A 13,115-nucleotide genomic window follows, 5' to 3' on the forward strand; every position below is an offset into this window, starting at 1 on the left:
CCGGCCCCTGCGGGGGGAATGAACTAATAAGCATCCTCGACGAATTAATCCAGCCTATAGGATCGGGCTATAGCTGGCTACACCGTCAAATTTTTTACAATCGAAGGAATTATAAGAGGATTAAAGACACTAACAAATAAAGAGCGTAAATTAATATTCGTGAAAAAGAAGTGCGGCTGGACGTGTTTAGGTGCGTTCAATAGATCAACTCGCAACAAAAGATAAAAATTGGGGTTAATACAATGGAGAATATTCATCCATCCCGTTTGGGCAACAATGAACAAGAGCCATATGATCGTGAGATCATTGTAAATAACAGCCAACAATCAAACGATAAATACAACGGTAATCGTCAATTCCAAAAATACAGTACAGAAGATTACTTGGCTATTGTCGACAAGCGCGCTTTGGAACGCGAATGTCTCGCTCAGGCTTTGATCAACCATCACATAGGCCTCAAAGTATTTACATTCGGTAGCCTGGAAGAATGGCAAGCCTCTAAAAAAGAACTATCCAATTTGCGCGCCGTGTTGATCAACACTGGCAATCGCACGCTGGACGATGCCAATCTAACCGCTGAAATCAGCGAGCTTGTCGCGACTTTCCAGACTGCAGCTGTCGTTGTCGTTGCCGACAATGATGATCTGACCTTTATTCTGAAGGCGTTGGAACTCGGCGTTCGTGGATATATCCCGACAACAGTTGGCATCGAGATCTGCATGCAGGCAATTGAACTGGCAATCGCCGGTGGAAAGTTTGTTCCGGCAAGTAGCGTTCTAACTTTGCGTAAGCTCCTGGGCGGCCGAAGCGACGAGTTTCGTCACATCACCACTTCGTTTACGGCGCGGCAGTCCGCCGTTGCTGAGGGTCTTCGTCGTGGCAAGGCAAACAAGATTATCGCCTATGAGCTCAACCTCTGCGAAAGCACGGTAAAGGTCCATATTCGCAATATCATGAAGAAACTGGGTGCTACTAATCGGACGGAGGTTGCGTACAAAATTAGCGACATGATTCCGCATGAATCCAGATTCTGAACGGCCTACCAGCTAACCGATATCTGATTTTCAGAGGTATTGATCATGATCGTTTCTGAAGTTTTGCCTCCCCAGGGCGGAATGCCATTGTCGCGAATCCTTTCGCTCCTGATGAACAGATGGCTTACAGTTCTATCAGCCATTGTTGTGTGCATGGGGCTGGCGATAGTGGGCTATATGACCGCCCCGGCCAAGTACAGCTCCGAAGCGATCTTGGCCCTCAACGTTCGCAAATTGCAGGCACTTCCAAATGAATCGGTCGTTTCACCGCTTCCGCAGGAAAGTCCGGTTTTGCGGACGGAACTCGACATTATCAGCTCGCGCTCCATGGCCGAGAAGGTACTCGCCGACCTAGACCGTCAAGGTTTTGACTCCAACGGCAAAATCATTGTGCCCGGCCAAGGGAATCTTGTCGCGACAGATGAGGAAACGCCGTCCGATCGGTCAAGAATTGATGAGCTTCTGTCAAACCTTAATGTTCTCAATGACGGCAGATCGTACACGATTTACATCAGTTACCGTGCGAATAATCCGGAATATTCTGCTGCCGTCGCGAATGCGTTCGGTGAAGCGTACCTCAACTATCAAATCGATTTGCAAACCTCGGCCACGCGCCGTGTCAGCGATTGGCTTGGCGGAAAACTCACCAGCCTGCGGGCAACGCTCGAACACTCTGAACGCGCCGCCGCCGATTTTCGCGAGCAATCAGGACTCGTGAAGGCCAACGGTATGACGCTGCAGTCGCAGCAAATTGCAGCGCTGAATGCGGAACTCGCGACCCTGCGGGGAAAACTTGCAGGTGCTGAAGCCCGGCTCTCAACCGCAATCGAGGCGTCAAAGAATAACTCTGGCGTGGCTTTGTCGGAGATTCTCAATTCCCCGGCCATCTTGGCACTACGGACGGAACAATCCCGGATCGAGAGGAATATTCAGCAAATCAAGGAGAGCGGGGCAACTCAAAGCGTCCAGCTCCCGCAGTTTAACTCGCAGCTTGAATCGCTGAAGGGCCAGATCGGTGCGGAGGTTCAACAAATTCTGGATAGCCTCCGAAACGAGATAAATGTCACGCATCTTCAGCAAGCGTCGGTTGAGGCAAATCTCAAAGAGCTACAAGACAGCATGTCGACGGCCAACAAAGCCACTGTCCAGGCCGATCAGCTGGATCGCGAAGCCTCGGCAAACCGCGCGATATATGAAAGCTACCTGACACGTTACAAACAAACGATCGAGCAGGACGGTATCGCCACCGCCGAAGCGCGTATGATTTCGCGTGCTGTTCCGGCAAGATCGAAGGTAAGTCCGCGTCTTTCGTCATGGCTTGCGTTGGGTGGAATTGGCGGCATCTGTTTCGGCATGGCCGGCGCGTTTCTTATGGAATTGCGTGACAAATCCATCCGATCGAGCGTGGCTCTCGAAACAGCGGTGCGGCTGCCCATTATCGGCCGGATACCCCAATTGTCAGTTCGGGAGCGGAAAGAAGCCGCACGAATGGTTACCGACGGCAATTCGGGCTTTGGCCGCGCGATCGCGGACCTTCAGGCACAGCTATTGCTGTCGGCGTCGACGAAAGCTGCTCGGGCAATTGCTATTACTTCTGCTGGCGACCAGGAAGGCAAGACGCTGATCGTAGCAGGTCTTGCGAGATCACTATCAGCTACAGGGATACGGACTGTCGTCGTGGACGCCAATTTCCGGAATCCGATGGTGGCCCATGAGTTCGGCGATCAATTCGGTCCCTATCTGGAAGAAGTGATCCGCGGCCGGCATACACTTGAAGCGGCGGTGCAGCACGACGCGGAATCCGCAATCGACTTTGTGGCGACGCAGACCTGTCAGGTTCCGGCAGAATTCCTGCTGGGCCACGAGCAATTCGCGAAAATGATCGCAGAGCTTAAGCGACAGTACGACATCGTTCTTATTGATACGCCAGCTATCGCCAACAGCGCGGATGCCATACGTGCGGCGTCGCTTGCCGACACGACGGTATTGGTCGTGCGCCGTGACGTCGCCAGGATGGAGGACGTCGTGACCGCCGTTACGAAACTACGCGCCGACGGTCGGAAAGTCAGCGGTATCGTTCTCAACAGCGACCACGAAAGCCGAGGCCCGGTCGCCTTGAGCGCTCCGCTTGCTCCCACCAAACTCGTCTCCGGACGTGTCGTCAAGGAGCTTGCTGACTACGCAAAAACCCGCTCTTCCACCGCAAAGGCATGAGGTCGACAATGTTGATCAATCAAAAAAATAGCCACCCGGGATTTGCTCACCGGATCAACAAGCTGATGACCGCTTGTGCGTTTTCTTCGATCCTCTTGTTGTCGCCAATGGTTTCGGCGGCGTGGGCGGACGAGCCATATAAAGTTGCATCGGGCGATGTCCTCCTGATCACCGTTTATGGCGATACTGGACTGTCAGGGACATTTCCCGTCAGCGTCGAAGGAACGATAGGATATCCCATTCTTGGCAATATCCCCGTTGCAAATCAAACCATTGCGGAAATCAGCAGCACCATCAGCCAGAAGCTGCTTCAACACATTCCGGGGCTCTCAGTCTCCGTGGCAATGAAGGAATATGCGCCAGTGTTTGTTATTGGCGATGTCCAGAAGCCGGGTAAATATGAATTTCGCCCCGGCATGATTGCGCTCGAACTGTTCGCACTGAGCGGTGGCTTGAAAGAGGCGTCGGACAAGATGGACACAGCAGGGACCCAGCTGGTCACTGCGCGTCAGGACTATTCGGACACGTCTCTGCAAGTGTTCGCCCAAGACGTGAGGCGTGCGCGCCTCCAGGCGGAGCTCGACGAGAAGCCGTTTGAATACGTTCTGGACAAGGAAACCATCACGGATGATTTGCCGGCCCGCCAGCAGGTGGTCGACTCCGAGCGCCGGGTTTTCGATTTGCGCCTGGCAGCCTTGCACAGCGAGGAAAAAGCTCTCCAGGACCAGAAACAGAATTATCGCGAAGAGATCGATACGCTAGAAAAAAGTACCAAGCTTCGTAACGAGGAAATTTCTCTTCTGGAACAGAATGTAGGATCTTCCGAGAAGCTTGTATCTCAGGGGCTCACGGCACAGTCGACATTGAGGGACAGCCAAAGGCAACTTTCCGCCATGCGCCGCGATGCCCTTGAATTCGGTTCATTTCTCGCACGCGCCCGGCAAAACGAAAACGCTATCGGGCAGCGCCTGCTAGCTCTGAACGAGCAGCGGGCAAACGACGCCGCCAATCAATTGCGTGACATTGAGCTGGATCTCATTCGCCTGAGAAAGCGACTGGCCTTCATCGTCCAGACGATGGCTGAGATTGGTGCGACGGCGCAGCGCGCAACAACGCGCGACCAGTCTGTGAGGCTGACTTTCTCCGTCGCCCGGATTGTAAATGGTGAGTATCAGGAATCGGAGTTGACCGAACACGATCCGATCAAGGCGGGCGATATTCTACGAGCCCAATTGGCAGTTCCGAAGGATGTGGCAGCAAACAGCATCAACCCGCCCGGTTAAGCCAAGCCACGAGCGGTCCTTGTACACAAAAAAGCAGCCAGGTCATGACCTGGCTGCTTTTTTAATCCCTGGCGTTAATCTAACGTGCGGCCGTAGCAATAGGCGCGATGTTGGTTGATGTGAGCATCGACTGTTGCCAACGCATATAGAGATCGGTCAGTCCGGTCTCGAGGTCGATACTCGGCTTCCATCCCATATCCTGCAAACGTGTAGGATCGACCAGCTTTCGCGGTGTACCGTCCGGCTTCGATGTATCGAACACGATGGTCCCATCATATCCAACAATCTTCGCAATCAAGATCGCGGCATCATGAATCGAGATTTCGTGTCCCGACCCGATATTGATAAATTCAGGCCCAGTATACTGCTTCATAACGAATACGCAGGCGTCGGCCAGATCATCGACATGCAGGAATTCGCGTTTCGGTGTCCCCGTACCCCACACGACAACTGTGGGGCTTGCCGAGATTTTTGCCTCATACATTTTGCGGATGAGGGCCGGAAGAACATGGGAATTCTGCGGATCGAAATTGTCGTTAGGGCCATAGAGACTTGTCGGCATCGCGGTCAGGAAATTTTGTCCATATTGCCGCGCATAGGCTTCGGCAAGCTTGAGTCCAGCGATCTTTGCTACCGCGTAAGCTTCGTTGGTTGGCTCTAGCGCGCCGGTGAGCAAGGAACTCTCCCGGATCGGCTGCTCGGCATATTTCGGGAAAATACAACTCGACCCCAGCCACAACAATTTCTGGACGCCAAGCCTGTGGGCAGCGTGCATGATATTCATGCCGATCATCGCGTTGTCGTAGAGAAAATCGGCTGGGTATGTCGAATTTGCAATGATTCCGCCAACTCTCGCCGCAGCGATGAAAATGGCATCAGGACGCGCGCTAGCCATCCATTCTTCCGTTTCAAGCTGTCGCGTCAGATCGAGATCATCATGGGTAACTTCAAGCAGTTCACAACCCTCGGACTGCAGGCGCCGTGTCAGCGCCGAGCCCACAAGACCGGTGTGCCCTGCTACCCATACTCGTTTACCCCGGAGATCGAAGTGGTGATTTTCCGACTCAACCATGGAGATCATTCCGCCCTTCTTCGTGGATGATGGTTCGCTTTTCGAAGACAGCTCATCGAATGTGGACCGTGACCATGGTCCATTGCACACTCTTGAAATGCAGTCGGAGAAAGCGAGTTATTGGATTTCAGTATATATGGCGCACAGCGCGGCACACTTCGGCAATAGGGATAAGATCGGCTCTCAACCTTAGGGAATACAAGGCATATCGGGCGGACTAGGGCCTCTAAAAGGGGTGGAAATCGACCGCAACCTCTCCAGAAGGAGTAGGCAGGATGATAGGTCGCGGAAAGCCGTAGTGCCTTTGTTGAACTTGTTCGCCAACTGCGAACTGCGACAATCAAGACCAAGAATCTGTGTCTGACAGACGGCCCGAGCTTGAGGCATCCACAAATGAAGATCGTATTCGCAAACCGCTATTTCTCACCTGATCAATCAGCAACCAGCCGTATGGTATCGGGGTTGGCGTTCGCATTAGCTCGCCGCGGTTTTGAAGTCGCGGCAATCGCTAGTCGCACACCGCACGATCAACCTGACGTGACACTGCCAGCGGAAGAAGTGGTGTCAGGGGTTAAGGTAAGCCGTCTATGGGCTACACGGTTCGGACGGAGCAATGTTCTCGGGCGGGCTATCGATTATCTCACCTTCCACGTCTCTGCATTCCTCTGGTGTTTGTGGAACCTCAAGGGCGGCGACGTCTGCGTAGTCTGCACCGATCCACCCTTGCTCTCCGTCACCACTTCCTTGCCCATTCGCTGGCGTCGCGCGCGAATGGTCAATTGGATCATGGACCTTTTCCCTGAAGTCGCCATGGAACTTGGCATGCTGTCGAATAAAAGCTTGTCAGGGACGGTCAGCCGATCGATGCGCAACTGGTCGATGCGCAAATCGGCCATGATCGTTTGTCCGACCGCCAAGATGGCAGCCTATCTCACCGACCGCGGTTTCTCCGAGAAACAGGTTTTTGTCATGCACCATTGGTCCGACGGCGATGAGATCTATCCCGTGGAACCGGCATCCAACAGCCTGCGGGCGAGCTGGGGTTTGCAGGACAAGTTCGTTGTTGGCTATTCGGGCAACTTTGGTCGTGCCCACGACTTTTCGACACTGTTGGAAGCGGCGGTGCTTTTGAGTGGGCATGACGATATTCAGTTTCTAATGATTGGTGGCGGCCAGCAGAGGGCCCACGTCGAAGAGGTTGTGCGGAATCGTAATTTGACGAATGTAGTTTTCAAGCCACTTCAGCCGGCCGAACATATCGCTGAAAGCCTGAGCGCGGCCGATGCTCATATCGTGTCGCTTTTGCCTCGGCTCGAACACTGCATCGTTCCGAGCAAGTTTTATGGAATCCTGGCGGCTGGCCGGCCAACTCTCTTCGTCGGCGATCCAAACGGCGAGGTAGCGCGCGTGGTGGCCGCTGAAGACTGCGGCGCGGCTGTGGAAATCGGCGAGGGAAGGAGACTCGCGGATGTCATCCTCGAGATGAGAAACTCCCCCGAACGTCGTTTACAGAACGGTCAAAACGCAAGACGTGTCCTGGAGACTCTGTTTTCACGGGAGAGCGCCGTAGCTGCCTGGTCGGACGTCATGCTCAGATTCGATAGGCCGACGGGGCTTCCATCAAAATCTTCTGTTTATGAGCCCGCAGAATGAGCGGTACTGTTGTCGTTAGCCAGCTGGGTGCTCGCATGCATTACGCCGTGCCCCGCATCTTTGCATCCGAAAATCAGCTCGCACATTTTTACACTGACATCTGCGCAACCAAAAGCTGGCCGCGCCTTGTCAATGGTCTTCCAAAAAACCTCCTTCCCTCTTCGGTTAAACGCCTCGTTGGACGTGTCCCAAAAGGTGTAGCACCAGAATTGATCTCGACCTTTCCTGGTTTCGGTCTCCGCTCGGCGGTCCGCAGGCTTCGCCTTGCGAACGTCGTCGAGGAAACGGAACATGCCGTGTGGGCCGGATCCGAATTTTCGCGTTTGGTGGTTTCAAGCGGCTTTCATGGCGCAGCGGGCCTTTACGCTTTTGCCGGCGATGCGCTGGAGCAAATGGTTGCGGCAAAACAGCAAGGCATGTGGACTGCAGTCGAACAGATGATTGCCCCGCGTGAAGTTGTTGAAGAGCTGGTTGGGAGCGAGCAGCAAAGTTTTCCTGATTGGGCCGGACCACATACTGACAATGCACATGCCAAGATTTTTGCAGAGCGTGAGAGAGCCGAGTGGGAGCTCGCGGACATTATCATATGTCCCTCGGAATTCGTCCGACGCAACGTCATTGCACGCGGCGGAAGAGCTGAACGATGTGTGGTCGTTCCGTATGGCATAGATCCGCAATACCCGCCTCAGGACATTATTCGAATTGGCGGGCCTTTGCGCGTGTTGACCGTAGGACAAGTCGGTCTTCGAAAGGGTTCACCTTATGTCGCAGAGGCAGCGCGTTTGCTCGGCCCATCGGCGATCTTTCGCATGGCAGGTCCGAGCAGCCTTCCTGACCGTGTTGTGGCGCACCTTTCGAAGCATGTCGAACTCCGGGGAATCGTCCCGCGTGCAGAGATGGCTGCAGAATATGAATGGGCCGATGTCTTCCTTCTTCCCTCCATTTGCGAAGGATCGGCAACTGCCGTTTATGAAGCGCTTGCCGCCGGACTCCCCGTCGTCTGCACGGAAAATGCGGGCAGCGTGGTCCGCGACGGGATCGATGGCTTCATTGTTCCTATTCGCGACGGCACGGCGATAGCAAAAGCGATCACTACGTTGGCAGACAATGTCGGGATGCGCGCGGCAATGTCGGAAAGCGCCGTGGCGCGCGCCGCGGACTTCACTGTTGAACGTTACGGCAAACGTTTGCTTTCCGCACTATCGGGTCTTACTGAACAGCGCGCGCCCGTGTGTGTCGCATGAAAATAGTCCATGTCATATCTTCGATCGATCCTGCCCAAGGAGGCCCGCAGAGTGGCTGTGTGCGATTGGCAGCTGCCCAGTCTGCACTGGGCCACGACGTTCACATCATTAGCTATGGCGGCACGGAAGTTGAAAAGCGAGCATTCAAATCTGCTCAAGACGTTCCATTCGTTGCGCTTGTTCATTGGCACTTGCTGGATGATCCGGACCGGATGGAACAGATATTGTGCGTCGAAGGTTCCCGCCAGCTGCGCCAGGTGTTGAAGGGCGCGTCGTTCGTCCACATTCATGGCGTGTGGGAGCCTATTCTCAGAAGTGCTGCAAATACGGCAAGATCGAGCCGCATCCCGTACTGCGTCCAGCCACACGGTATGCTCGATGCCTGGAGCATGAAGCAAAAACAATTGAAGAAGCGGATCGCGTTGCTTCTTGGGTATCGCAAGATGCTTGATCAGGCGCAATTTTTGGTGACGCTCAACAACGACGAATCCCGGCTGCTTGAGCCACTCCGCCTTAAAGCACCGACTCTCACGATACCGAACGGCATATTCTTGGAAGAGTTTGCTGATCTGCCCGACAGAGGATTTTTTTGCAACCGGCTTTCTCTCGCACGTGAGAAACGTGTCATTCTCTTTCTGTCACGGCTGCATACCAAGAAGGGGTTAGACATCCTCGCGGACGCTTTCAAAATCATCGCCACATCGCATCCAGACGTCGACCTTGTTGTGGCAGGTCCTGATGGCGGAGCCCGGGAAGGTTTCGTATCCCAGATCGATCGACTGCATATCGCGGATCGGGTTCATTTGATCGGCCCCATCTATGGCGGAGACAAACTGCGCGCATTGGTCGATGCCAGCTGCTTTTGTCTTCCGAGCCGCCAAGAAGGTTTCAGCGTCGCTATTACCGAGGCTCTGGCTTGCGGCCTGCCAGTAGTAATTAGCGATGCGTGTCACTTTCCAGAGGTTGGAATGGCAAATGCCGGCTTGGTGGTTCCACTTGATCCGGCCGATGTTGCTTCCGCGCTCGCAGGTGTCTTGGACAATCCGGCAATGGCGTCGACCATGGGGCAGAATGGTCAACGGCTTGTGCGCGAGAATTACACATGGCCGCGCATCGCCGAATTGACGATCCAGGGATATACTCCCAATCACAATCCAAAGACTCTATCTAGCACAGGTAGACTTGTGGCTGCTACGGATCACTGAGCTGCAGCATCCCGGTTGCGCCCTTTGACAGCTTTTGCCGGATTTCCAACGTAAATTGTCCATGGATCGAGCTTGCTGAAGGCAACTCCCCTGGCACCGAGCACCGCTCCCTCGCCAACGATGACCCCGGGTCCCACAAACGCTTCGGCTGCGATCCAGGCATTGGATCCAATTGAGATGGGCCTGCTCTTCAACGGAAATCCTGGATCATTGACGTCGTGGGTGCCCGTGCACAGATGAGAACGCTGTGACACGATGGCAAAGTCCTCAAGCGTGATTTCCGCGACGTTGTAACAGATAACACCCGGTCCCATGGAAGCGTGCTGTCCCATGGTTAGGTTTCCAGGCCACCATATCTTCACGCTGCTGCGCACGATTGCGGTCGAATGAATGCGCGCGCCAAACCGCCGGAGGAGCCAGCTTCTCCAGGGATATAAAAATGATGGCGTCCAGGCTGCAAGCAATATCCAGCAGATCGTCCAGAATAGTCTCATCAGCCGGAAGCGAAATGCAAACGTGGCACCGCCCAAGCGCGGCAGGGGCTGCGCCGTGCTGTCGAATGTTGGATCGCTGTAGCGTGATCGCATGATATGACTTTCCTTATCGAGCTGTTGCCACGCCAAAATTGGCAGGAAGCGACATTTCGCTCGAATAATACGGATGGAGATCTGGCGAACGACTCCGGCACCACACCAATGTCGGCAGCAAGAATATCAGCATGTGAACCCAGACAGTCAGAACCCAGTCAGTCTGGTGTGATATGGCATGAATGGCGGGCACGATCGAAAATATGTATACGAGTTGAGCCGACATCTCTCCGCTCTTTGCCGAGGCCCACAAGCGGCTCATCAGATAGGCGAGGAGAAGAAATTTCAGGGCGCCAAAATACCAGAAGGACTGGAACGCATCGGCCATGCCCGTTTCCGTCGTGCCGGTCAGCGGATCGTAATCACGTGCTGCGACAGGCATTTTCATCATGAGTGATTCTTTGAACTTCGCTCCGACCAACTGGGCTGGTACATAATTGAAGACCAGCCTGTTCCAGTGGAACTTGCCGTAGTCGAAGTCCATCGTCTCTTCTGTGTGATGGAGGCGCCAAATGGCGTTTCGCATTTCCGGACCACCATTTTTCAGCAAATCATCGAAATTGGCGGCGACATTGATTTGGGCGATGTCCTGCCACACGGGCGCGGAATTGGCCCTGGTAATCGTGCGATAATCACCCATGCTATTTAGCAGGACCGTACCGATAAGAACGCCCGCCAGCATGACGGTTCGCGGTATGACCCAACCTTTATAATACCAGAATGCCAGCGCAAAAATGATGATTAGCTCGACTGCTTCTGCGCGCTTTCCGGTAACGACAATCCGGTCGAAATAAAATATCAGGTCGACGCCTATGATGAACGCAGCGGTCCACGAATAACGGCGAGCAAAACACAGAACGGCGATGGCCATGCCATAACTCATGAATCGTGCAAAAAAGAGCCACGCGACCGGCGCGCCGCTGATCTGCACTCCAACCATCATCTCACCTGGCAACCGGCTGAGCTTGAAGTAAAAATACGCGCCTGTGAGAGAAAGAAAAAAAGCCGCGATCAGCAGGCGTTTTTCATCGAAATCCCAGCGAAAAAAGGCAAAGGGCCTGGCGTTTGAGGACCATCCCAACCAGCACATCGAAAGACAAAGGATCGTGAAAGCGATCGTCTTCGCATACCCGCCTTCCGGAAGAAAACGATCATCCGCCAGTGCCGGAATCTGCGGCAAAATAAAAGCGAAGGTGATAACGCCCACCAGAAAAGGAAACTGATAGATGCGTTCGGGCTTCAGCATGCCCCACAGGAGTAGCATGAGCACCGTTCCCAGCATTAGCCATGTCAGAAGCCAGTTCATATTCTCGCCTCCCGCGACGGGAATGGCGCCGGAATGCGGGTGGATTCCAGGCCGAGAAATTGGCGAACGGCGTACCAGACCGTCTTTGGATACTCTTTTATGATCTGCATTCCATCGGGACCAAATGCGATCTTCTCGAGTGGCTGACGTGGTTCCACTGGAATCGACATCCAGCGGATATCTTCGGACGCAGCCTCAAAACTCGCTATGGCTCGGCGCGAGTGATACCAGCTCGTCACGAGAACGGCGCTGCGTACATTCATTTGCTTGAGGATCGGTGATGTAAAAAGCGCATTCTCCCAAGTCGTTCCCGACTGGCACTCGACGGAAATGGCACTTCTGTCGACCCCTTGGTCGACCATTGCTTCGCGTATCCAGTAACAATCGCCGTCGCCGCTGACCAAGACCCTTGGCGCGACACCCGTCTGCCACAAGCCTGCGGCTCTGGTGGCCCGTGAGGGACCATCTCCGCCAAGAACGACGATCACGTCGGCTTTGCCGATTGGATCCCGAATTGTCAGGAGCGGGTCGGCCAGGAAAAGCGCCAAGGGGGCGGCGGATAACGCCAGTACCGCGGCGAGACCAAGGCCAGCGAAGAACCACTTGCGCGATCGCTTGCGAGCGCGCCGTTGCCGAATGCTCAATCCAGGGTGGGTTTGGGTGCGTGTCATACGGAAAGGCCGAGCTCTCGCCGCTGCAATTCTCTCATCTTGATAACGATCATGTATTCATATGACGCGATGAGCCGGCAATAGTGATAGCCCTGCCAGCCGTCGAGGAAACCGCCGCGGAGAAAGTACATATAGGCAAATCTGGCAGCGGGACGAAATGGCAGGCGGTACGAGAACTCCTTGAGCGCCCGCCGTCTGGCTTCTGGCGTGGCACTCAAGAAAGAGGTCCAGGGAATTTTCTTGCTGCGCAGGATCTGCAGGGACTCGCGTGCCTCGAAACCCGAATAGCGGTTATGCTTGTCGAACCAGGCGGTCATTCCCTTGTTGAAGCTGTAGTGAACGAAATGCGATTGCAGACGCCCGGTCGGACCATCGCCAACGGGACGCGAATGACATTCGCGCTCATACTGGATACGTTCCGGTCGGGCGAGGCGCGTAATCCACGTGGGATAAAGGCTGCTATGCTTGATCCAGCGACCCATGAACATGTTTTTGTAGCGAGCGCTGAACATTGCTTCGGGCCTGTCCGGATCGGCAGCGATTGCCAGCATTTCGTCGCGTAGGTCCTCGGGAGTGATCTCGTCAGCGTCGGGCATGTAGACCCATTTGTGCTTGAATTCGATTTCCTTCAGTCCATACATGCGCTGTTTTGTTTCAGTCTCATACTTGTGTTGATAGACGCGCGCGCCGGCGGCCTTGGCAATCTCGAGGGTTTTGTCGGTACTATAGGAATCCAGCACGACGATATCGTCGCACCATGTCAGCGATGCCAAACAGGCCGGCAAGCTCTCTTCTTCATTCAAGGTCATGATCAGGACGGATATTGACAAGGGATTACTCCACACT

General features: G+C 54.3%; 11 protein-coding genes. 6 read left to right on the forward strand and 5 right to left on the reverse strand.

Going from position 1 to position 13,115, the window contains the following annotated elements; genetic code table 11:
* The first annotated feature begins 242 nt into the window (after window positions 1-242).
* The 3 genes from LB462_RS21190 to LB462_RS21200 are packed head-to-tail and all read left to right on the forward strand — an operon-like array spanning window position 243 to window position 4,531.
* Window positions 243-1,034 (forward strand): response regulator transcription factor, encoded by a 792-nt coding sequence (locus LB462_RS21190; protein ID WP_112526193.1) that lies wholly within the window; start codon window positions 243-245, stop codon window positions 1,032-1,034.
* Between the two features lie 45 nt (window positions 1,035-1,079).
* The gene (locus LB462_RS21195; RefSeq protein ID WP_224512107.1) at window positions 1,080-3,248 is read left to right on the forward strand and encodes a GumC family protein; all 2,169 of its coding nucleotides are present in this window, start codon (window positions 1,080-1,082) and stop codon (window positions 3,246-3,248) included.
* 8 nt (window positions 3,249-3,256) lie between these two features.
* Window positions 3,257-4,531 (forward strand): polysaccharide biosynthesis/export family protein, encoded by a 1,275-nt coding sequence (locus LB462_RS21200; RefSeq protein ID WP_224512109.1) that lies wholly within the window; start codon window positions 3,257-3,259, stop codon window positions 4,529-4,531.
* A gap of 79 nt (window positions 4,532-4,610) precedes the next feature.
* Here the strand turns inward: LB462_RS21200 and LB462_RS21205 are convergent, their stop codons facing one another.
* Window positions 4,611-5,612: a GDP-L-fucose synthase family protein gene (locus tag LB462_RS21205; RefSeq protein ID WP_224512111.1), complete on the reverse strand. Its 1,002-nt coding sequence runs from the start codon at window positions 5,610-5,612 to the stop codon at window positions 4,611-4,613.
* Window positions 5,613-6,053: 441 nt separating this feature from the next.
* Here LB462_RS21205 and LB462_RS21210 point away from each other — a divergent pair, with 441 nt between their 5' ends.
* From LB462_RS21210 to LB462_RS21220, 3 genes are read left to right on the forward strand one after another with little or no spacing between them, the layout of a single operon-like run.
* On the forward strand, window positions 6,054-7,256 hold the full coding sequence (locus tag LB462_RS21210; protein ID WP_224512271.1) for a glycosyltransferase family 4 protein: 1,203 nt from the start codon (window positions 6,054-6,056) through the stop codon (window positions 7,254-7,256).
* Complete coding sequence (locus LB462_RS21215) at window positions 7,253-8,500, forward strand: glycosyltransferase family 4 protein (protein ID WP_224512113.1); 1,248 nt, start codon at window positions 7,253-7,255, stop codon at window positions 8,498-8,500. Before LB462_RS21210 ends, LB462_RS21215 begins: the two co-directional genes overlap by 4 nt.
* Window positions 8,497-9,705: a glycosyltransferase gene (locus LB462_RS21220; RefSeq protein ID WP_224512114.1), complete on the forward strand. Its 1,209-nt coding sequence runs from the start codon at window positions 8,497-8,499 to the stop codon at window positions 9,703-9,705. The genes LB462_RS21215 and LB462_RS21220 overlap by 4 nt, the downstream gene beginning before the upstream one ends.
* On the opposite strand, the gene LB462_RS21225 is transcribed toward LB462_RS21220, so the two are convergent.
* Genes LB462_RS21225 through LB462_RS21240 form a run of 4 tightly spaced genes read right to left on the reverse strand, consistent with a single transcriptional unit; the run spans window position 9,699 to window position 13,099 of the window.
* A complete protein-coding gene (locus tag LB462_RS21225; RefSeq protein ID WP_224512116.1) occupies window positions 9,699-10,292 on the reverse strand; it encodes an LbetaH domain-containing protein in 594 nt (197 codons plus the stop codon). The genes LB462_RS21220 and LB462_RS21225 overlap by 7 nt on opposite strands.
* Window positions 10,293-10,305: 13 nt before the next feature.
* Window positions 10,306-11,598, reverse strand: coding sequence for a hypothetical protein (locus tag LB462_RS21230; protein ID WP_224512117.1), 1,293 nt, complete (start codon window positions 11,596-11,598; stop codon window positions 10,306-10,308).
* Window positions 11,595-12,269 carry a YdcF family protein gene (locus tag LB462_RS21235; protein WP_224512119.1) on the reverse strand — a complete coding sequence of 225 codons (675 nt, stop codon included), beginning with the start codon at window positions 12,267-12,269 and terminating at the stop codon, window positions 11,595-11,597. The genes LB462_RS21230 and LB462_RS21235 overlap by 4 nt, the downstream gene beginning before the upstream one ends.
* Entirely contained in the window at window positions 12,266-13,099 is an 834-nt protein-coding gene (locus LB462_RS21240; RefSeq protein ID WP_370637253.1) for a glycosyltransferase family 2 protein, read from the reverse strand. The genes LB462_RS21235 and LB462_RS21240 overlap by 4 nt, the downstream gene beginning before the upstream one ends.
* Window positions 13,100-13,115 lie beyond the last annotated feature (16 nt).

This window comes from Phyllobacterium chamaecytisi, assembly GCF_020164455.1.
GTDB lineage: Bacteria > Pseudomonadota > Alphaproteobacteria > Rhizobiales > Rhizobiaceae > Phyllobacterium > Phyllobacterium chamaecytisi.

Coding starts and splice junctions, on each gene's coding strand:
- LB462_RS21190 (WP_112526193.1), top strand. CDS start 243: ATGGAGAATATTCATCCATCCCGTTTGGGCAACAATGAACAAGAGCCA.
- LB462_RS21195 (WP_224512107.1), top strand. CDS start 1,080: ATGATCGTTTCTGAAGTTTTGCCTCCCCAGGGCGGAATGCCATTGTCG.
- LB462_RS21200 (WP_224512109.1), top strand. CDS start 3,257: ATGTTGATCAATCAAAAAAATAGCCACCCGGGATTTGCTCACCGGATC.
- LB462_RS21205 (WP_224512111.1), bottom strand. CDS start 5,612: ATGATCTCCATGGTTGAGTCGGAAAATCACCACTTCGATCTCCGGGGT.
- LB462_RS21210 (WP_224512271.1), top strand. CDS start 6,054: ATGGTATCGGGGTTGGCGTTCGCATTAGCTCGCCGCGGTTTTGAAGTC.
- LB462_RS21215 (WP_224512113.1), top strand. CDS start 7,253: ATGAGCGGTACTGTTGTCGTTAGCCAGCTGGGTGCTCGCATGCATTAC.
- LB462_RS21220 (WP_224512114.1), top strand. CDS start 8,497: ATGAAAATAGTCCATGTCATATCTTCGATCGATCCTGCCCAAGGAGGC.
- LB462_RS21225 (WP_224512116.1), bottom strand. CDS start 10,292: ATGCGATCACGCTACAGCGATCCAACATTCGACAGCACGGCGCAGCCC.
- LB462_RS21230 (WP_224512117.1), bottom strand. CDS start 11,598: ATGAACTGGCTTCTGACATGGCTAATGCTGGGAACGGTGCTCATGCTA.
- LB462_RS21235 (WP_224512119.1), bottom strand. CDS start 12,269: ATGACACGCACCCAAACCCACCCTGGATTGAGCATTCGGCAACGGCGC.